This window comes from Nonomuraea sp. NPDC050404 (genome assembly GCF_040655495.1).
Classification (GTDB): domain Bacteria; phylum Actinomycetota; class Actinomycetes; order Streptosporangiales; family Streptosporangiaceae; genus Nonomuraea.
The window spans coordinates 20,027-36,915 of sequence record NZ_JBFAKB010000011.1 but is presented as its reverse complement, the minus strand read 5'-3'; the positions used below and the strand labels follow the sequence as shown (position 1 = coordinate 36,915).

Here is a 16,889-nt window from a genome sequence, read left to right as displayed (position 1 = left end):
ATGGCGACACACCGCGCCGACGCCATCGGCGAGCAGAAAGCAAGAGGGTCGGCTGGCCACCACGCTCACGGTCTTTCGCTGGACAAGGATGAGAGACCGCCGGGGTCTGGGGCAGCCGGACTCCAAGTTCTGCTTCTACCCCTGCCGGCAGAGGCAGCACGCACCGCCAAGTCAGATTTGCCTGACCGTGCGGTCACACGAGGCGACGGCGGCTGGGCGGGGCGGTGGGATCGCGCGCCGGCGGGCTGCTCACCGGCATCGTGCTGCCCGGCGTGCTCATCACCGGCGGGATGGGCCTGCGCCGATCGCCATGGTCGCCACGGCCGGGGTCGGCCCTCAGGCCAGGGTGCCGGCTATCAGGGTGGTCACCAGCGCCCGCAGGGCGGGGGCGAAGTCCATCTTCATCGCGGCCAGCGTCGGGTCGGCCGCGTAGGCGGCGAGCATGGCCGCCGAGGGCCGGGCGTGCGTCCACACGGCGCCGATCACCATGATCACCGATGCGGCCAGTTGCTCGCTGCGCTCACCGAGCTCGGGCACCTGCCGGCGGGCCAGTACGGCGAGGGCGCCGCCGCCAACTCCGCCGACCCGGCCCGGATCGCGCAGATCATCGGCGACCTCGCCGGCCGCGACGACGCGCCCACCCGGATCCTGCTCGGGCGCGACGCCCTGTAGTACTGGGACGCCGCCGGCGCCGCCCAGGCCGACTCCGACGCCAAGTGGCGCGAGGTCTCCGAGTCAGCCTGGGCCTGACCTCTCCCCGGTGCCGCCCGACCCACCCCAGCCCGCCCCGTCATCAGGCCGGCGATGTAGCAGCTTGTTCGCGGCCGCCAACGACGTCCGGCCGCGCCTCGAACGCCTGTCGCTGGAGCAGGCCGGCCTCGCGGTGCGCCGGCTGCGCGAAGGACGGGCCCGCTACCGGGTCGTGCTGGAGCCCTGATCCCGATTTGCACGATCGGGATCTTTCCTTCGAGGCGCCCAGGGCCCGAACTTGCGCGAATCGGATGAGTGGCTCAGTCGGCCTGTTTGGGCAGGCAGAACATGAGGGCCCACATCAGGGCGAGGGGGCTGCCGACCCACCACAGCACGGTGATGAACGCGTCGCGGTTGAGTCCGGCGTCGGGTGAGCCGCCGGTGGTGGTGAAGAACAGCAGGACGGTCAGCGCGGTACCGAGGGCGATGCCCAGGTGCATGACGGCGTTGAACAGGCCCGAGGCGGCCCCGGCGGCCTGATGCGGGATCCTGGCCAGCGACATGTCGGCGAGCGGGCCGCCCACCATGCCGAGGCCGAAGCCGATCAGTACCACCGGGGCGGTCATCGCCGGCAGGGTCAGGCCGGCCTGGCCTGCGTCGGCCTGGAGCCCGTAGGCGGCCATCGAGGCGAGCGTGATGAGGGCTCCGGCCTGGGGCAGGCGGCGGGCGAAGCGCCCGGCGCTCTTCGCCGCGACCGTCGCGCCGGCCAGCTCTCCGAGGGAGAGCAGCACGAAGGCCAGGGCCGCGTGGAAGGGGCTCATGCCCAGCCCGTGCTGGAGGTAGAGGGTCCAGGTCATGAAGAACAGCCCGCACAGCAGGCCGTGCATCAGCTGCGCGGCCATGCCGCCGGAGAACTGCCGGCTCCGGAAGAGGGACAGGGGCACGAGTGGGGCGTTGCCCTGCTTGCGCTGCTGGTGGCGCAGGAAGACGCCGAGGATGAGGAGGCCCGCGGTGAGCAGGGCGAAGCACCACAGCGGCCAGTGATGGAGGTGCCCCTCGGTGAGCGGGAAGACGATCAGGACGATGGCCGGCGCGGACAGCAGCACGCCGGTCAGGTCGAGCCGGTCGGCCTTCCGAGCGGTCGACTCGGGGATGTACCTGCGTCCCAGGAGGATGACGGCGAGGCCGACGGGCACGTTGACCAGGAAGATCGGCCGCCAGGACAGCCCGAACAGGTCTGCCTGGGTCAGCAGGCCGCCCATCACCGGGCCCAGGACGTTGGCGAGTGACATGACGGCCCCGTACAGACCGAACACCTTGCTGCGGTTCTGTCCCTCGAAGGTGACATGGAGGGTGGCCAGGATCTGCGGGATCATCAGGGCCGCTCCCAGGCCCTGGAGCGCGCGGGCGGCGATCAGCGCGCCCGGCCCGGTGGCCAGGCCGCACAGCAGCGAGGCCGTGGTGAACACGGCGGTGCCGATGAGCAGGATCCTGCGTCTGCCGTAGAGGTCGCCGAGGCGTCCGCCGGTGATCAGCCCGAGGGCGATGGGCAGTGAGTAGCCGGTGGTCAGCCACTGCACCGCGTCCGGTCCGGCGCCGGTCGACTCCTGGATCGCGGGCAGGGCGGTCAGGACGACCGACTGGTCGATCATGTCCATCAGCTCGGCGCCCAGCAGCACCAGGAGGGCGATCCAGGCCGCCAGGCCCATCTTCGACAGCCCAGGTGCCGGGGGCTGGGTGGTGTGGTGCGGCTCGTTGCCGAGCGCGGAGGAAGACACGACAGGGGACTCCTGATCCAAAGAAATCGGGGGGCCCTGCCGGCAGCCGTACCGGGGCCGGAGAACACGAAACCCGGGGCAGATGGCAGAGCTGCACCCGGGAAGGAAACTGCGGGGAAGGGTGACGCAACTCAGGCCGGCGCGACGTCCGCCCCCGGACACGTGCGACAAAGCAGCACGTGGGGAACGCGGACGACTACATGGCCTGGTTAATAGGACGTCACCTCAAGATCGACGCAGATGGAGCAGGAGATCCGGTCACTGCCACCGACGCCTCGGCACAGGAACCCGTCCACGATACAACACCCTCGGGGTGAGCCAGCGGGACGCCCGTTTTGTGGTGCCAGTCCAAGAAGCGCTGGGCGGCGCCGTCCGTTCCGGCAGACGCCGGGCGCCGCAAGGAGAGCGCCGACGAGACCCGCGCGGTGGCCAAGACCACCATCCACCGGGCCGGGTAGCCGGGCAGGTGCTCCCAGCCCGGTTCTCAGGTCTCGGCCGAGCGATCGTTCGCGAGCTCGATGTTCTGCTTCAGGTGTCTGGCCCGGCGGCAGTTCGCCGCCGCCTTCTCGCGGATCTGCCTGGCGCGCCGGATACTGGCCGCCACGTCCTCGCGGGTGTCGCGCACTCCTGCGAGGAACTCGGCCTGCCAGCCGCCCCAGCTCGCGTCGCCGGCCTCCGGCAGGGGCAGCCTCACCAGCTGGTGTTCGATGTCGGCCTGCTCCCGATCGGCCACGACCGCCTCCCGATCATGCCCGGCAGCGGCCCGATCGGCCGCGGCCGCCTGGCGGTCCACCCGCGCCTGCAGCCGATCCTGATGAGCGGCCTCCTCATCGGCCTGGGCCGCCGCCCGCTCCCGGCGTACCGTCCCCCATTCCTGGCGCAGCGCCGCACGATCCTTGCGGCCCTGTTCGCGGGCGTCGTGCCATTGTTGTTCCAGTACGCCGAAGCCCCGGTCGCCATCCGGCTCGCCGGTGTCCTCTCGCCGGCCGCCGGCTTGATCACGCAGTTCGGCCTCCCACAACACGTCGTGGAAGGCCCGATCAGCAGCCTCAGCCGCCGTTCGGCCCTGCTGCGCCTGCACGCCCCGCTCGACGGCGGCGCTGTCACGCTGCTCGGCCGTCAGATCACGCAGATCGGCGGCATGGTCGCGCCGCTCGGCCGCCTGCTCCCGGGCAGCCGCCTTGTCCTGGCGGGCCTCGGCGCTCTCACCGGGCACCACCCCGTCCCGTCCGCCGCCGGCGAGGCGCTCACGCAGCGCCCTGGCCATCCGCCGGGCATCATTGCTCAGCCGGTCGTCCCCGACCTGGTCGGCCAGGTCCCGCAACAGTGCCGCGAGCGCCGCCATCTCCTGCTCATCCAGCATCTCCAGACACCTCCCCGGCGGGTAGGGGCCGCCATGGCTGGAGCTTATGCGGCGGATCCCCAGGGACACAGCTGTCTCGGCTGGTCAACCGGCTGTTTTTCTTGACAACCCAGGATAACGATGACGCCATGGGCGGGCTGCCGGCCGGACCGCGCCCGCTACTTCGCCAGAAGTTCACCGCGCCGGGCTCCCGATCGGGGAGTCCGGCCGTCGCCGGTGGACAGCGGGTGGTCCTTCACGCCGGCCTGAAAAGCGCAAGCTCACAGAAACTGCCCGGTCACCCCTAGACACTTGAACGAGAGTTGAGTACTCTCGTGAGAGTAAACAAAATGAGCAGGAGGAAATTCATGTCGGATCACGACCGGATGTCAGCGGAAGCCGCCCTTCGTGAGATGGACCGCGCGCAGGACGCCGTCCGCCAGTCCAGCAAGTGGGGCGCGCGCTTCTATGTGGGGATGTGGCTCGGGGTCACCGTCTTCTGGCTGATCACGTTCCTCGGCACGGACACGGCCAGGAACTACGCGATGCTGGGCCTGCTCGCCCTGAGCGTGGCCGGCATGGTCTACATCTCCCGTCAGCGGGCCTACAACCGGCTGCAGTTCCGGCTCTCCTCCCCCATCGCCGCGACATTCGTGGGGGCGACCGTGCTCGGGGCGCTCTATAACGGACTCCTGCGCCCGCAGCAGCCTGGCCCGCTGTGGCTGGTGGCCGACGTGCTGGTCGCGCTGGCCGCGTCCGCGCCCCTGCTGTACGGCGCGCTACGCATTCACCGCGCAGCCGGTGACCGATGAGCCATCCACGGCACGGGCTCGACGACATCATCCACGCTCCGGTGCGGCTGTCGATCATGGCGATGCTCGCGGCGACGGAGACGGTCGAGTTCCGCTTCCTGAAGGACACGATCGAGGTCAGCGACTCGTTGTTGTCCAAACACATCCTGACGCTGGAGAACGCGGGCTACGTACGGGTGACGAAGGTCTTCGTCGGCAAACGCCCCCGGACCTGGCTGGCGCTGACCGACGAGGGGCGCGACGCCTTCCGGACCTACACCGCCACACTCCGGCAGATCACCGAGGGACTCCATGCACCCGCGACGGAAGGCTCCGCTCACGATGAGTCGTCAACCAAGGGTTGACGGTGCCCATGCGTCAACTTATGGTTGACGCATGGAAAAGACCGTACGCCTTGACGACCTCATCACCGCGATCAAGAGCCGCAACCCCGACAACGACCCGCTCAACCAGCTCACCGACGCCGTCACGCTGGCCGAGCACATCGGCGAGGTGGCCGACCACCTCATCGGCCACTTCGTCGACCAGGCCAGACGCTCCGGCGCCTCCTGGACCGACATCGGCCGCAGCATGGGCGTCACCAAGCAGGCGGCGCAGAAGCGCTTCGTGCCCAAGAACGGCGGCAGCTCGCTCGACGTCGATCTGCAGACCTTCGCCCGCTACACCGACCGCGCACGCAGCGCCGTCGTGCACGCGCAGGAGGAGGCCCGTGCGGGCGGGCACGGCCACATCGAGGTCGGCCACCTGGTGCTGGGGCTGCTGCACGAGCCCGAGGCGCTGGCCGCCACGACCATGGTGGCGCTGGGCGTCCCGTTGCGGAACGTCAGGGACGCGGTCGCCGCCGAGCTCGGCCCCGGCGGCGGGCGGCACGGCCAGCTGACGCCGTTCTCGGCGCAGAGCAAGAAGGCGCTGGACCTGGCCACGCGCGAGTCACTGCGGCTGGGGCACGACTTCCTCGGCACCGAGCACATCCTGCTGGGCGTCCTGTCGCTGGACGACGTGCCGGTGGTGCGGACGCTGGCCGGGCTCGGCGTGGTCAAGCAGCCGGCCGAGCAGCGGATCGTGACCGCGCTGGCGGAGATCCTGCGGCGTCAGGAGCCTTCCCCCTCCTCCGAGGTGTAGAAGGCGGTGTTCGCGGCGACGATGGCGGCGGCCTGCTCGGGGGTGGCGCCGGCGGCCTCGTACACCTCTCCCCAGGCGCGGGCGCTGGCGAAGACGAAGTCCCGGCCCTCCTCGGTGTGGATGAAGTCGGCGTCGTCGGGCTTCTCGCCGCCGCGCAGGTGCAGGCCCAGGCCCAGCAGCGACAGGTCCCAGCCCACGCCGACCGCGCCGGGGCCGAACTGCGACCAGAACTCCGGCGGCACCTCGGCCGTGTGGATCAGCTCGAACAGGGTGCCGCCGTCCTTGGCGCTCAGGCGTACCTCGACCTCCGAGAAGCCGGGGTCAGGGCCGTAGAGCCAGCTCACCCGCAGCAGGCTCGGCGGCTCGCAGCGCAGGATCTCCCCGCCCGCGTTGCCTTCGAGCTGGTACTTCCCGCCCAGCTTGAGGTCGCCGGAGACGGGCAGGAACCAGCGGCTGAGCCGGTCGCCGTCGGTGCAGGCCTGCCAGACGTCGTCCACCTCGGCGTCGTAGTGACGCCGCAGCGTCACGGTCTTGCGGGTCCCGTCGAGCAGTTCGCGGTGCGCCTGGTTGAGATCGTCAACGAATGTCATGGGGTTTCCTCCCTCTCGTTCTTCATGCGGCGTTCGCGCTTGCCGCGGGCCAGTTCCGTGCCCAGCGCGTCCAGGCGCTGGTTCCAGAAACCCCGGAAGCGCTCCAGCCAGAGATCGACCTCCTGCAGCGGCCCCGGCTCCACGACGTAAAGCCGCCGGGTGCCTTCGGCCCGCACGCTGGCGAAGCCGTTGTCGCGCAACACCCGCAGGTGCTGGGAGACGGCCGGCTGGGAGATCCCGAACTCCTGCCGGATGGCGGCGGTGACCTCTCCGGAGCTGCGCTCACCGCCGGCGAGCAGCTCCAGGATCCGGCGGCGGACCGGATCGCCGAGGACGTCGAATGCGTGCACGCCCCGCAGTGTTTCAGTACGTGCTTATATAAGTCAAGGCTGAAATAGAGCGTTGACCGGTACGCACCCCGAGCGTACGTTGAGTCATGACCGATGGATTTAGGTTCGAGGCGACCGTTCACCCGAAAGACGATCTCGCCGCCGACACCGCCAGGATGGTGGCCGACCTCGATCTGGACCGGGTGCCCGACCCCACCGACGACGTCCGCATGCTGGTCGACCTGAACGACTGCGTGCGCCTGCTGGAGCTCGGACTGGAGGTGCGGCTGCAGGCCGCCGTGCCCGTCCGGCCCCTCGATCCCACGCTCCTCATGTCGGACGACGCCGCGTCGGCCCGGCTGCGCGAGCGCATCCCACCGCCGGGCGGAGCGACCTGATGTACCGGACCGTCGAGCAGATCGACGCACTGGCCGCCCAGCTCGCCGCCCAGCATCCGGCCCTCTGCACCCTGGTGCGGTTACCGAACCCCTCCATCAAGGGCCGGACGATCCACGCGCTGCGGCTGCGCTCCGCCGACGCCACCGGCGAACGGCGCGGGGTGCTGCTCATCGGCGGTACGCACGCCCGCGAGCTGATGAACCCCGACCTCCTCATCGAACTGGCCGTGGACCTGGTCGCCGCCACCGTCAACGGCACCGACGTGGTCCTCGGCGCGAGGCGATGGCCGGCCGCCGACCTGCAGCTGATGCTCCGGGCCCTGGACGTCTACCTCCTGCCGTGCGTCAACCCGGACGGCCGCACCCACGTGCTGACCGTGGACGACATGTGGCGCAAGAACCGCCGCGACAACCCGGGCACCACGTGTGACGGCGTCGACCTCAACCGCAACGCCGACCTGCTGTGGGGCGTCGCCCAGGGCCAGACCTCGTGCCGGCCCTGCACCGACATCTACGCCGGCTCCGCCGCCTTCAGCGAGCCCGAGACCCGCAACGTCAAGCACCTGCTCGACTCCTTCAGGATCCACTGCTTCGCCGACGTGCACTCCTACTCCGAGCTCGTACTGCACCCCTGGGGACACGCCGCGACCCAGACCACCGACCCGGCCAAACGGTTCACCACCCTGCCCACGGGCACCTGCCAGCCCCTCGCCGACAGCGGCTACGCGGAGTACATGCCCGCGCAGGACCAGTTCCGGTTCCGGACCGTCGGACAACGGATCGTGGACGCCATCGCCGACGTACGCGGGCACGTCTACGCGAACCAGACCGGCTTCGACCTCTACCCCACCACCGGGACGCAGAGCGACTACGCCTACAGCCGCCACATCGCCCGGCCCGCGCTGGGCAAGGTCTACGGGTACACGATCGAGACCGGCCCCTGGATGGGCAATGCCCGCGACTCCTTCCACCCGGCCAATCCCGAGCCCGTCAAGGACGAGGCCGAGTCCGGGCTGCTGGCCTTCATCCAGCAGTGCATCTGCGCCATCGACCTGCTCGGGGCCGCACAGCCGGCCGGGGCGTTCGACCGACTCGTCCGCGTGCGCGACGACTTCCTGGCCACCACCGCGGCGGGCCGCGCGTGGATCGCCCTGTTCGACCGCGCGCAGATCCCGCTCCTGGCCGCCGTCCTCGCCGACGAGCGGCTGCGCGCTCGCGCGACCCAGACGCTGAGCGCCGTCGCCGCCCTGCTCGCCGATCCGGGCAACCGGCTCGGCCGGGACCTGACGGATCCGGCCGCCGCCCTGCTGCGCGACCTCGCGACCGGCGACGTGGCCGACGACGTGGCCGACGACGTGCGGGCGGTCATCACCCGGCTGGAGCGGCTCGCCGGCCGTACCGTCGAGGAGAGCCTGCGCGACCTGATGGGGGAAGGACCGCGCGGGGAAAGCTGAAGGCCGCGGTCAGTCGTCCAGGCCGCGGGCGCTCATCGCCTCCCCGAGCGCGTCGGCGTGCCGCAACGAGCTGACCACCAGCGGCACGGCGAAGGCCCGCAGGCTGCGCTCGACCCCCCTGGCCCGCTGCGCCTCCCGTACGCGGGTGGCCAGCGAGGCCACGACCGGCACGCTCCGCACGGTCAGCGACAACAACAACGACAACCGGAACGGATCCAGCCCCAGGAACCTGACCGGCGACAGGCAGCGCTCCAGCGCCGCCATCATGGCCGCGGCCCGGGTCGTGAGCGTGACCAGCCCGGCCAGCGCCACCGCCAGCACCACCCGCAGCGTCGTGGCGATCGCCGAGTCCAGGTCGGCGAAGATCAGCTGCATCACGAACAGCGCCACCGCGAACCAGCGCACCGGCTTGACCTGCGCCCACGCCGCCGCCACGCCCACCCGCGCCAGCGCGTACAGGGCGGCCACCGCGACCCCGGCCACGGCCAGCGCCCATGGCGGGCGCAGCAGCACCAGCCCCGTGCAGGCCAGGGCGAGCGCGGCCAGCTTGACGCCGGCCGGCAGGCGGTGCAGGAACGAGGTGCCGGGCACGTAGGCGCCGGTCAGGCTGTTCACGCCATGAGTTTTCTGTAGTGGCCGATGGCCTCCTGAGGGGTGCCGTCGGCGACCACGCGGCCCTCGTCCAGCACCAGCACCCGGTCGAAGTCGTCCAGCAGCGGCAGGTCGTGGGTGACCACCAGCACCTGCTGCGGCATCTCGCGCAGCAGGGCGGCGACCTCGCGCGAGTGGCGCAGGTCGAGCAGCGTGGTCGGCTCGTCCATGACCAGGATGTCCGGCTCCAGCACCATGATCGCGCACAGCGCCAGAAGCTGTTTCTGGCCGCCCGACAGGTGGTGCGCGGGGTGGTCGGCGTGGCCGGCCAGGCCGTACCTGGACAGGACCTCCGTCACGCGCCGCTCGACCTCCTCGCGCGACAGGCCCTTGCGGCGCAGCGAGAAGGCCACGTCCTCGGCCACCGTGGGCATCACGATCTGCGCGTCCGGGTCGGTGAACAGGAACCCGACGCCGCGCCTGATCTTGGCGGCGTTCTTGCGGGTGTCCAGGCCGAGCACGGTGACGCTGCCCGAGGTGGGCAGCGCCAGGCCGTTGATCAGGCGGGCCAGCGTGCTCTTGCCGGAGCCGTTGGCGCCGACCACGCCGACCCGCCGCTCGGGCAGGGCGGCGGTGATGCCGCGCAACACGTCGCGCTGCCCGAGGCGGACGTGCACGTCCGCGAACTCGATCGTCATCTCACGCCACCTCGAACAGCGCGGCCACGCCCAGCCCGCCGCCGACCGCGGCCGCCGCCAGGCCCAGCGTCCCCGGCGGGGCGGCGGCGCGTACGAGCCTGCTGAACAGCCTGGTCACCACGACCGCGCCGGTGGCGCCCCACGGGTGGCCCAGGGCCAGCGCGCCGCCGTCCGGGCACACCCGCCCGTCGTCGGCGCCCAGCGGGTCCAGCCCGAGCGCGTCGGTCACCGCCAGCACCTGCGCCGCGAACGCCTCCACGATCTCCACCGCCGCGACCCGCTCCAAGTCCACCCCCGTACGTGACAACACCCGCCTGATCGCGGGCACCGGCCCCCACCCGGGCAGCGCGGGATCGCACCCGACGACGGCCCCGGCGACCAGCCGCATCCCCGGCCGTCCCGCGCGCAGCCGCTCGGGCACGATGGCCACGGCCGCCGCGCCGTCGCTGACCGGGGAGGAATTACCGGCCGTCACTGTACCTTCCGCCACGAACGCCGCAGGCAGCCGGGCCAGCGACGCCGCCCGCAGCGGGCGCGGGCGCTGGTCCTCCGACCTGCCGCCGACCGGGACGATCTCCGCCTCGAACCGCCCCGCCCGCCCGGCGGCCACCGCGCGGGCGTGGCTGCAGCAGGCGTAGGCGTCCTGCCGTTCACGATCGATGCCGTACGCCGCCGCCAGCGCCTCCGCCGCCGGGCCCATGTCGGGGTCGGGATGGCCGTCGGGGGCGAAGGCCGCCCGCTCGTACGGCGTCGCGGCCCCCCGGAGCGTACGCAGCGGCGCGGTCGAGGCGCTCTCCGCCCCGCCCGCGATCACCAGATCCATCTCCCCCGCGCGCACCGCCTGCCCGGCCACCAGGATCGCGGCCAGGCCGCTGCCGCACTGCCGGTCCACCGTCACCCCGGGCACCCCGTGCCCCAGCCCGGCGGCCAGCGCCGACACGCGCGCCACGTTGCCGCCGGGCCCCATGCAGTTGCCCAGCACCACGTCATCCACGCGATCAGCGGGCAGGCCGGCGGCGACGGCCGCGATCACGGGGGCGGCCAGCCGGTCCACGGTCAGTTCCTTGTAGGCGTGCCCGGCCGTGCCGATGGGCGTGCGCAGGGCCGCCACCACCACAGGTGTGTCACTCATGTCAGACCAGCCGCCTGATCCCCGGATCGCCGTCCGCCAGCCGCGCCGCCACCAGCGCACGCGCCGGCTTGCCCGTCGGGGTACGCGGCAGGCTCGGCACCGCGTACCAGCGGCGGGGCCGCTGCGCCGCGTCCAGCCCGCCCCTGGCCATCGCCTCCAGCACGGCGCGCGGCGGCGCCGGCTCCGCCTCGACGATCGCCGTCACCACGGAGCCCAGGGACGGATGCGGCGACCCGATCACCACGATGTCGCCCACCCCGGGCACCTTCCTGAGCACCTCCTCGACGTCCTCGGGCACGACGGTCGCGCCGCCGGTCTGGATCGCGCCGCCGCCGCGCCCGCGCAGCCGCAGCACCTGTCCTACCCGGTACGGCTCCGCCACGTCGCCCACGGTCACCCAACCGTCACCGTCACGGCGCAACGGCCCGGCCGCACCCCCCAGATAACCCTCGGCCAGCCACGGCGAGCGCGCCCACACCTCGCCGAACGGCTCCGCCGCGCGGACCTCGATCTCGACGCCGGGAAAGGGACGCAGCCCGCCCCCGTCCACGTCCACGGCCACGAACGACAACTCGGTGGCCCCGTAGTACGACACCACGCGCACCCCGGCGCGGGCCGCCGCCTCCCGTGCGTCCGTGGCCAGGGCCGCGCCGCCGACCACGGCCACGCGCAGCCTTCCCGGCCGCCGCAGCACGTCGGGCAGCCGGTGCGGCACCACGTGCACGGCGGTGGCGCCGGCCAGGTGGGCGGCCAGCGTTTCCCCGCCCAGCCAGCGTCCCGGCACGACGGCGGTCGCGCCGATGGCCAGGGTGTGCAGGGCGGCGAAGGCGTACAGGGAGGAGACCAGCGGGCCGGGCACCAGCACGACGTCGTCGGGCCCGAGGCCGGTCAGCTCGCCCAGGTGCGGGTAGGAGCCGGTCCAGGAGGCGCGGGTGCGCACGATGGCGCGGGGCCTGCCGGTGCTGCCGGAGCTGAAGCAGGCCCAGGCCAGATCGCCGGGCCGGGCACGGCCTCGTACGGCGGGGCCCGCCACGTACGGCAGCGGCCCGTCCACGTGAACATCGGCGCTCAGCGGGCTCATCACCTGACCCCAGCGCCCGCGATCCCAGGCATGGTCGCCGACCAGCGGCGTCGCCCCCGCCAGGTCGGCCGCCAGCACGGCGGTGAGCAGGTCGGCGGGGTCGGCCAGGCCGATCGCGACCAGCGCGCCGGGCCGCAGGCCCCGCCGCAGCAGGTGCCGGGCCGCACCGTTGACCTTGTCGGCGAGCTCGGCGTAGGTGAGCTCGGCCGCCGGCCCGCGCACCGCGAGCCGCGAGGGGCGCTCGGCGGCGTGCGTCATCACATGTCGCGCAACAGGCATGGAAGGGTCAACGCTCCCGGGCCGCGCGCATACGTTCGGCGTGCACGGCGGGCACCGCGTCCGGGTAGGCGCGCTGCGTGCCCCTGACCACGGCGGCCGCCAGCACCGCCTTGATCAGGTCACCCGGCAGGAAGCCCAGGCTGAGCCAGGCCGCCTGCCCGAGCGACACCCCGGTGATCATCGACTGCACGGGCACGCCGAACAGGTAGACCACCCCGATGCCGCCCACCACACACGCCACGAACAGGCTGATCAGGCCCGGGTCGCGCCCGGCCCGCTCGACGAGCCAGCCGGTGGCCGCCGCGCCGAACAACCAGCCGGCCAGGTATCCGGCCGACGGACCGACGAACACACCGAGCCCGCCCCGGCCGCCGGCCAGCAGCGGCAACCCCACGGCCACCAGGACGAGCAGCACGAGGACGGCCAGCGCCGCCCGCCACGAGCCGAGGATCGCCCCGGCGAGCATCACGCCCAGCGTCTGCAGCGTGATCGGGACCACGTTGCCGAAGACGGTCAGCTGGCCGGGCAGGCCGAGGACCGCGATGAGCGCCGCGAACACGGCCACCCTCGCCAGCGTCTGCGTCGGGAGCCTGCGCTGTTTCCCATCATCCTTCATGCGGTCGATCCCACACCAGAACGGTATCGCCCAGGGATGGAGGTATCCCACAACTTTGCCCCCGATCATCTGCCAGCGATCGATACCTCTGTTACGGGCGATCGCTGCCGCAGCGGGCCTCCTGGAAGGTCCTGGTGATGCCATCCTGCCGTTCGCGCAGGTCTTTCGCGGTCAGTGTGCGGTTCGGGAAGGCGAAGGCGGCCTGCCGGGGCGCGCCCTTGGGGGACAGGCTGATCTCGATGTGGTCCGGTACGAGCGTCGTACGGTCGGGATAGCGCAGGCGGACCCGGTAATCGCGCACCGGGCCGGTGCGCTCCAGGCAGTTCCTGGCGCCGTCCTCGACGCGTTTCATCAGGCCCTGGTTGATCTGCCTGCCCCGCATGGGGACCAGGTTGTAGCGCATGCTGACGCCGTTGAAGGAGGCGGCGATGAGGTGGCCGCCGTTCCAGTCGCCCTCCCCGCCCCAGTTACCCACCGTGCCCTGGCAGCCGCCGCGCGGGGCGGATCTGTCCACGAGCTGGTCGGCGCGGGCTTCGACGGGACGTCCCACGTCGTCGGTGGTGAAGGTCTGCCGGTTGGCCTGGTAGGTGTGGGCGGGTCTCAGGTGGGGGTGGCAGGAGACGGTGTCGGGCTTGTACACGGGCGCGGCCGCCCCGGCGGTGAGCAGCAGGGCGGCGGCGCCGGCGCGTCGCAGGACGGAGAGCGGTCTGGTCGTGGGCACGGAGGCGTTCCTCTCGCAAGGGGGATCGCCGGACCGCCAATGGAGGGGACGGCAAATAGCCGTATCGGCCGCCTCTTCGGCTTTGTCGCGATATTCGTGCCCGTGACGTGAATCACATAACGTCGCCATATGGCTACTCTTTGTGATTGTCGCAGGTAGGTCAGGCGGCCAGCCTCAGCGCGCGGGCCACGTCGGCGGTGGCGGAGGAGGTCTCGGTCGGGGTGTAGCCGTCGCGCATCGACGCGTCGAGGTCCTTCAGGCCGTTGCCGCTGAGTGTGATCACGACGCGCAGGCCGGGCTCCAGCTCGCCCTTGGCGTGCCGGTCGAGCAGCCCCGCCACCCCGGCGGCCGAGGCGGGCTCGGCGAAGACGCCGTCGCGGCGGGCCAGCATCCGGTACGCGGCGAAGATCTGCTCGTCGCTCACCGCGCCGATCAGCCCGCCGGACTCGTCGCGGGCGGCGATGGCGCCGTCCCAGGTGGCCGGATGGCCGATGTTGATCGCGGTGGCCGCCGTGACCGGCGCGGCGATGGGCCCGCCGTGCACGAAGGGGGCCGCGCCGGCCGCCTGGAAGCCCCACAGGCGCGGCAGCGTGTCCGACAGCCCTGCCTCGTGGTACTCACGGTAACCGCCCCACACGGCGGTGATGTTGCCGCCGTTGCCGACCGGCAGGCAGTGCACGTCGGGCGCCCGGCCGAGGGCGTCCACGATCTCGTAGGCCACGGTGCGCTGCCCGGCCAGGCGCAGCTCGTTGTTCACCGAGTTGACCAGGGCGATCGGGTGGTGGGCGGCCAGTTCGCGGGCCACGCGCAGGCAGTCGTCGAAGGTGCCGTCGATCTCGATGATCTCGGCGCCGTACCGTACGGACTGGCTCAGCTTGCCCAGCGGGACGCCACCCCTGGGCACCAGCACGGCGGCGGTCAGCCCGGCGCGGGCGGCGTAGGCGGCGGCCGAGGCGCTGGTGTTGCCGGTGGAGGCGCAGATGACGGCCTGCGCGCCGGCTTCGGCCGCGCGGCTGATCGCCACCGTCATGCCGCGGTCCTTGAACGAGCCGGTCGGGTTGGCGCCCTCGACCTTGAGCCAGACCTCGCAGCCGGTGAGGCCGGACAGGTGCGCCGAGCGCAGCAGCGGGGTGTTGCCCTCGTTGAGCGAGATGGACGGGGTCTCGTCGGTGACCGGCAACCAGCGCCGGTAGGGGCTGTCGATCAGGCCATGCCACGTTGTCATGCCCGAACCGTAACATTTGTTTCTTACATTTCGCGAAATAGTGGGTGATGTAACATTTGTCAGTGTGGAAACCGATCCGATCGTGGCCCGTCTCAGCGCCGCCTACCCCGAGTTGCCGCCCGCGGAGCGGGCCGTGGTGCGGGTGCTGCTCGACGACCATCCGTTCGCGGCGCTGAGCTCACTGCGGGCGCTGGCCGAACGGGCCGGGGTGAGCCCGCCGACGGCCTCGCGGCTGTTCGACCGCCTGGGGTACGGCGGCTTCGCCGACTTCCAGGCGGCGGTGCGCGACGGGGCACGCGACCGGTCCCGCCTGCAGGAGTTCGTCGCCGGCGACGCCCATTCCGAACTGGGACGGGCCGCCGACGACCTGCGTGCGGGGCTCGACGGCACCCTGGCGGCCGTCCCCGAGCCGCTCTGCCACCAGGTGGCCGCGCTGCTGGCCGGCGCGGGAACCGTGTGGGCGCTGGGCGGCCCCCTCAGCGAACTGGCCGCCGAATACCTGATCCGGCAGCTCGCCAGCCTGCGCCCCGGCGCGCACCGCGTGCCCGACTCGGTGCAGGAGCGCGCCCGTACCGTGCTCGACCTGGGGGAATCGGACGTGATCGTGGCCTACGACTTCCGCCGCTACTCCCCCGGCACCGCCCGTTTCGTCCGGGCGGCCCGCGCGCGGGGCGCGCGCCTGGTGCTGGTCACCGACGCCTGGCAGTCGCCGCTGGCGGCCGAGGCGGAGGTGCTGGTCGGCCTGCCGCGCGAGGCGGCGGGCCCGATCGCGCCGCTCGCCCACGAGATCGCCGTCACCGAACTGCTGCTCGTCGCCACCGCCGCGCGCCTGGCCCCCGCCGGGCGCCTGGCCGAGCTCGACGAGCTCACGCAGAGCCTGTGACATCCGGCCGCGATGGACTCAGGCAGAGGCGGTGGCGTCCAGGCGCTTGAAGAAGAAGCTGCAGTCGCGCAGGACGCCGTCCGGGGAGGCGGCGTACTCCGGGACGATGCCGTAGCGGGTCCAGCCGCCGGTCAGGTAGACGCGCTCGGCCGTGCTGCCGGTCTCGGTGTCCAGCATCAGCAGGTCGGCCCCCAGGTCCAGGGCCGCCCGCTCGGCCGTGGCCAGCAGGGCCCGCGACAGGCCCCTGCCCCGGGCGTCGCGGTGCACCATCAGCTTGACGACCTCGGCGCGGTGGCGGGAGTTGGGCTTGGCCGGGAGCACCAGGCCGATGGTGGCGACCATGGCCCCGTCCACGCGGCAGCCCCACACGAGGAAGCTGCCCGCGGCGACCGCCGGGGCCTGCGCCCGCCACCACGCGGCGGCGGCCTCGTGGTCGAAAGGCGCCACGAAGCCCACGGAGGCCCCGTCGGCCACGGCGTCGACCAGCAGGTCGGCGAGCTCCTTGACGCAGTGTGCGAAGTCCCCGGCGGACAGGCGGGCGATGGTGTGCATGGAGGCGGGTTCCTTCGCTGGTCAGGGCAGGACGACGAGGAGGACGTAGCGGACCGGATCGGGGCCGGGGCAGCGGAAACGCGAGCGCCCCCACAACCGGAAGCGCAGGCATTCCCCGGCCCGCACGGTGTGCGTGTGGCCGTTGGCGGTGATCTCCACCGCGCCGTCCAGCACCCAGATGTGCTGCTCCAGCCCCGCCACCGGCGGCGTGTCGTAGCCGATGTCGGCGCCCGGCCGCAGCCGCCCTTCGACGACCTCGCCGCGCAGCCCCGGATGGGGCGGGGATACCGAGCGGCGCACGAACCCCGACTCCTCGTCCCGCCACACCGGCTGCGCCGTGGCCGTCATGAGCTGCGGCGGCTCGGACTCCACCTCGGCCAGCAGGCGTGACATCGTGCGCTCGTAGACCGCGCACAACCTGCCGAGCAGGGCCGCCGTGGGGCTGATCTCGCCGCGTTCCAGCCGCGACAACGTCGAACGGCTGATGCCCGCACGGCTCGCCAGGTCATCCAGTGACCAGTTCCGCTCGACGCGCAACTCCGCCAGCCGGTCGGCGAGCCGCGCGTCCACGTCGTCCAGTTGTCTCACATTCGGGA

General features: G+C 72.4%; 22 protein-coding genes. 8 read left to right on the top strand and 14 right to left on the bottom strand.

The window, feature by feature from the left end; genetic code table 11:
* Nucleotides 1–336: 336 nt before the first annotated feature.
* A complete protein-coding gene (locus tag AB0I81_RS29210; RefSeq protein ID WP_360662897.1) occupies nt 337–537 on the bottom strand; it encodes a hypothetical protein in 201 nt (66 codons plus the stop codon).
* On the opposite strand from AB0I81_RS29210, the gene AB0I81_RS29205 reads away from it, so the two are divergent.
* Nucleotides 508–672 (top strand): hypothetical protein, encoded by a 165-nt coding sequence (locus AB0I81_RS29205; protein ID WP_360662896.1) that lies wholly within the window; start codon nt 508–510, stop codon nt 670–672. The two genes, AB0I81_RS29210 and AB0I81_RS29205, sit on opposite strands and share 30 nt — an antisense overlap.
* A 142-nt stretch (nt 673–814) precedes the next feature.
* Entirely contained in the window at nt 815–937 is a 123-nt protein-coding gene (locus AB0I81_RS29200; protein ID WP_360662894.1) for a hypothetical protein, read from the top strand.
* Nucleotides 938–1,010: 73 nt separating this feature from the next.
* On the opposite strand, the gene AB0I81_RS29195 is transcribed toward AB0I81_RS29200, so the two are convergent.
* The gene (locus AB0I81_RS29195) at nt 1,011–2,468 is read right to left on the bottom strand and encodes an MFS transporter (RefSeq protein WP_360662892.1); all 1,458 of its coding nucleotides are present in this window, start codon (nt 2,466–2,468) and stop codon (nt 1,011–1,013) included.
* Nucleotides 2,469–2,952: 484 nt separating this feature from the next.
* Nucleotides 2,953–3,831 (bottom strand): hypothetical protein, encoded by an 879-nt coding sequence (locus tag AB0I81_RS29190; protein WP_360662890.1) that lies wholly within the window; start codon nt 3,829–3,831, stop codon nt 2,953–2,955.
* Between the two features lie 347 nt (nt 3,832–4,178).
* Between AB0I81_RS29190 and AB0I81_RS29185 the strand changes: the two genes are divergently transcribed.
* Genes AB0I81_RS29185 through AB0I81_RS29175 form a run of 3 tightly spaced genes read left to right on the top strand, consistent with a single transcriptional unit; the run spans nt 4,179 to nt 5,744 of the window.
* Complete coding sequence (locus AB0I81_RS29185; protein ID WP_360662888.1) at nt 4,179–4,622, top strand: hypothetical protein; 444 nt, start codon at nt 4,179–4,181, stop codon at nt 4,620–4,622.
* On the top strand, nt 4,619–4,966 hold the full coding sequence (locus tag AB0I81_RS29180) for a transcriptional regulator (RefSeq protein ID WP_360662886.1): 348 nt from the start codon (nt 4,619–4,621) through the stop codon (nt 4,964–4,966). The genes AB0I81_RS29185 and AB0I81_RS29180 overlap by 4 nt, the downstream gene beginning before the upstream one ends.
* A gap of 31 nt (nt 4,967–4,997) precedes the next feature.
* On the top strand, nt 4,998–5,744 hold the full coding sequence (locus tag AB0I81_RS29175) for a Clp protease N-terminal domain-containing protein (protein ID WP_360662884.1): 747 nt from the start codon (nt 4,998–5,000) through the stop codon (nt 5,742–5,744).
* Here the strand turns inward: AB0I81_RS29175 and AB0I81_RS29170 are convergent.
* Both AB0I81_RS29170 and AB0I81_RS29165 read right to left on the bottom strand, forming a co-directional pair.
* A complete protein-coding gene (locus tag AB0I81_RS29170) occupies nt 5,714–6,334 on the bottom strand; it encodes an SRPBCC family protein (RefSeq protein ID WP_360662882.1) in 621 nt (206 codons plus the stop codon). The genes AB0I81_RS29175 and AB0I81_RS29170 overlap by 31 nt on opposite strands.
* Complete coding sequence (locus AB0I81_RS29165) at nt 6,331–6,684, bottom strand: metalloregulator ArsR/SmtB family transcription factor (protein ID WP_360662880.1); 354 nt, start codon at nt 6,682–6,684, stop codon at nt 6,331–6,333. Before AB0I81_RS29165 ends, AB0I81_RS29170 begins: the two co-directional genes overlap by 4 nt.
* An 86-nt stretch (nt 6,685–6,770) precedes the next feature.
* Between AB0I81_RS29165 and AB0I81_RS29160 the strand changes: the two genes are divergently transcribed.
* Together AB0I81_RS29160 and AB0I81_RS29155 are read left to right on the top strand one after the other, a co-directional pair.
* Nucleotides 6,771–7,061: a hypothetical protein gene (locus AB0I81_RS29160; RefSeq protein WP_360662878.1), complete on the top strand. Its 291-nt coding sequence runs from the start codon at nt 6,771–6,773 to the stop codon at nt 7,059–7,061.
* Entirely contained in the window at nt 7,061–8,515 is a 1,455-nt protein-coding gene (locus AB0I81_RS29155) for a M14 family zinc carboxypeptidase (RefSeq protein ID WP_360662876.1), read from the top strand. Before AB0I81_RS29160 ends, AB0I81_RS29155 begins: the two co-directional genes overlap by 1 nt.
* Nucleotides 8,516–8,524: 9 nt before the next feature.
* Here AB0I81_RS29155 and AB0I81_RS29150 read toward each other — a convergent pair whose 3' ends face one another.
* The 7 genes from AB0I81_RS29150 to thrC form a co-directional block, all read right to left on the bottom strand.
* Nucleotides 8,525–9,130 carry an energy-coupling factor transporter transmembrane protein EcfT gene (locus AB0I81_RS29150; RefSeq protein WP_360662874.1) on the bottom strand — a complete coding sequence of 202 codons (606 nt, stop codon included), beginning with the start codon at nt 9,128–9,130 and terminating at the stop codon, nt 8,525–8,527.
* Complete coding sequence (locus tag AB0I81_RS29145; RefSeq protein ID WP_360662872.1) at nt 9,127–9,804, bottom strand: ABC transporter ATP-binding protein; 678 nt, start codon at nt 9,802–9,804, stop codon at nt 9,127–9,129. The genes AB0I81_RS29150 and AB0I81_RS29145 overlap by 4 nt, the downstream gene beginning before the upstream one ends.
* A 1-nt stretch (nt 9,805) precedes the next feature.
* Nucleotides 9,806–10,936, bottom strand: coding sequence for a thiolase family protein (locus AB0I81_RS29140; protein ID WP_360662869.1), 1,131 nt, complete (start codon nt 10,934–10,936; stop codon nt 9,806–9,808).
* Between the two features lies 1 nt (nt 10,937).
* Complete coding sequence (locus tag AB0I81_RS29135; RefSeq protein ID WP_360662867.1) at nt 10,938–12,296, bottom strand: class I adenylate-forming enzyme family protein; 1,359 nt, start codon at nt 12,294–12,296, stop codon at nt 10,938–10,940.
* A 7-nt stretch (nt 12,297–12,303) separates the two neighbouring features.
* Complete coding sequence (locus AB0I81_RS29130; RefSeq protein ID WP_360662865.1) at nt 12,304–12,912, bottom strand: biotin transporter BioY; 609 nt, start codon at nt 12,910–12,912, stop codon at nt 12,304–12,306.
* Between the two features lie 91 nt (nt 12,913–13,003).
* Entirely contained in the window at nt 13,004–13,633 is a 630-nt protein-coding gene (locus AB0I81_RS29125) for a DNA/RNA non-specific endonuclease (RefSeq protein WP_360662863.1), read from the bottom strand.
* Between the two features lie 160 nt (nt 13,634–13,793).
* On the bottom strand, nt 13,794–14,858 hold the full coding sequence (thrC, locus tag AB0I81_RS29120; protein WP_360662861.1) for a threonine synthase: 1,065 nt from the start codon (nt 14,856–14,858) through the stop codon (nt 13,794–13,796).
* Nucleotides 14,859–14,922: 64 nt separating this feature from the next.
* On the opposite strand from thrC, the gene AB0I81_RS29115 reads away from it, so the two are divergent.
* Nucleotides 14,923–15,741 (top strand): MurR/RpiR family transcriptional regulator, encoded by an 819-nt coding sequence (locus tag AB0I81_RS29115; RefSeq protein ID WP_360662859.1) that lies wholly within the window; start codon nt 14,923–14,925, stop codon nt 15,739–15,741.
* Between the two features lie 18 nt (nt 15,742–15,759).
* Here the strand turns inward: AB0I81_RS29115 and AB0I81_RS29110 are convergent, their stop codons facing one another.
* On the bottom strand, nt 15,760–16,293 hold the full coding sequence (locus tag AB0I81_RS29110; protein ID WP_360662857.1) for a GNAT family N-acetyltransferase: 534 nt from the start codon (nt 16,291–16,293) through the stop codon (nt 15,760–15,762).
* A 21-nt stretch (nt 16,294–16,314) separates the two neighbouring features.
* A complete protein-coding gene (locus AB0I81_RS29105; protein ID WP_360662855.1) occupies nt 16,315–16,881 on the bottom strand; it encodes an XRE family transcriptional regulator in 567 nt (188 codons plus the stop codon).
* Nucleotides 16,882–16,889 lie beyond the last annotated feature (8 nt).

Bases quoted from the DNA above. Each gene is read 5' to 3' on its own strand.
- AB0I81_RS29170 (WP_360662882.1), bottom strand. From the start codon at position 6,334: ATGACATTCGTTGACGATCTCAACCAGGCGCACCGCGAACTGCTCGAC.
- AB0I81_RS29130 (WP_360662865.1), bottom strand. From the start codon at position 12,912: ATGAAGGATGATGGGAAACAGCGCAGGCTCCCGACGCAGACGCTGGCG.
- thrC (WP_360662861.1), bottom strand. From the start codon at position 14,858: ATGACAACGTGGCATGGCCTGATCGACAGCCCCTACCGGCGCTGGTTG.
- AB0I81_RS29180 (WP_360662886.1), top strand. From the start codon at position 4,619: ATGAGCCATCCACGGCACGGGCTCGACGACATCATCCACGCTCCGGTG.
- AB0I81_RS29185 (WP_360662888.1), top strand. From the start codon at position 4,179: ATGTCGGATCACGACCGGATGTCAGCGGAAGCCGCCCTTCGTGAGATG.
- AB0I81_RS29110 (WP_360662857.1), bottom strand. From the start codon at position 16,293: ATGCACACCATCGCCCGCCTGTCCGCCGGGGACTTCGCACACTGCGTC.
- AB0I81_RS29175 (WP_360662884.1), top strand. From the start codon at position 4,998: ATGGAAAAGACCGTACGCCTTGACGACCTCATCACCGCGATCAAGAGC.
- AB0I81_RS29140 (WP_360662869.1), bottom strand. From the start codon at position 10,936: ATGAGTGACACACCTGTGGTGGTGGCGGCCCTGCGCACGCCCATCGGC.
- AB0I81_RS29145 (WP_360662872.1), bottom strand. From the start codon at position 9,804: ATGACGATCGAGTTCGCGGACGTGCACGTCCGCCTCGGGCAGCGCGAC.
- AB0I81_RS29155 (WP_360662876.1), top strand. From the start codon at position 7,061: ATGTACCGGACCGTCGAGCAGATCGACGCACTGGCCGCCCAGCTCGCC.
- AB0I81_RS29135 (WP_360662867.1), bottom strand. From the start codon at position 12,296: ATGCCTGTTGCGCGACATGTGATGACGCACGCCGCCGAGCGCCCCTCG.
- AB0I81_RS29190 (WP_360662890.1), bottom strand. From the start codon at position 3,831: ATGCTGGATGAGCAGGAGATGGCGGCGCTCGCGGCACTGTTGCGGGAC.
- AB0I81_RS29160 (WP_360662878.1), top strand. From the start codon at position 6,771: ATGACCGATGGATTTAGGTTCGAGGCGACCGTTCACCCGAAAGACGAT.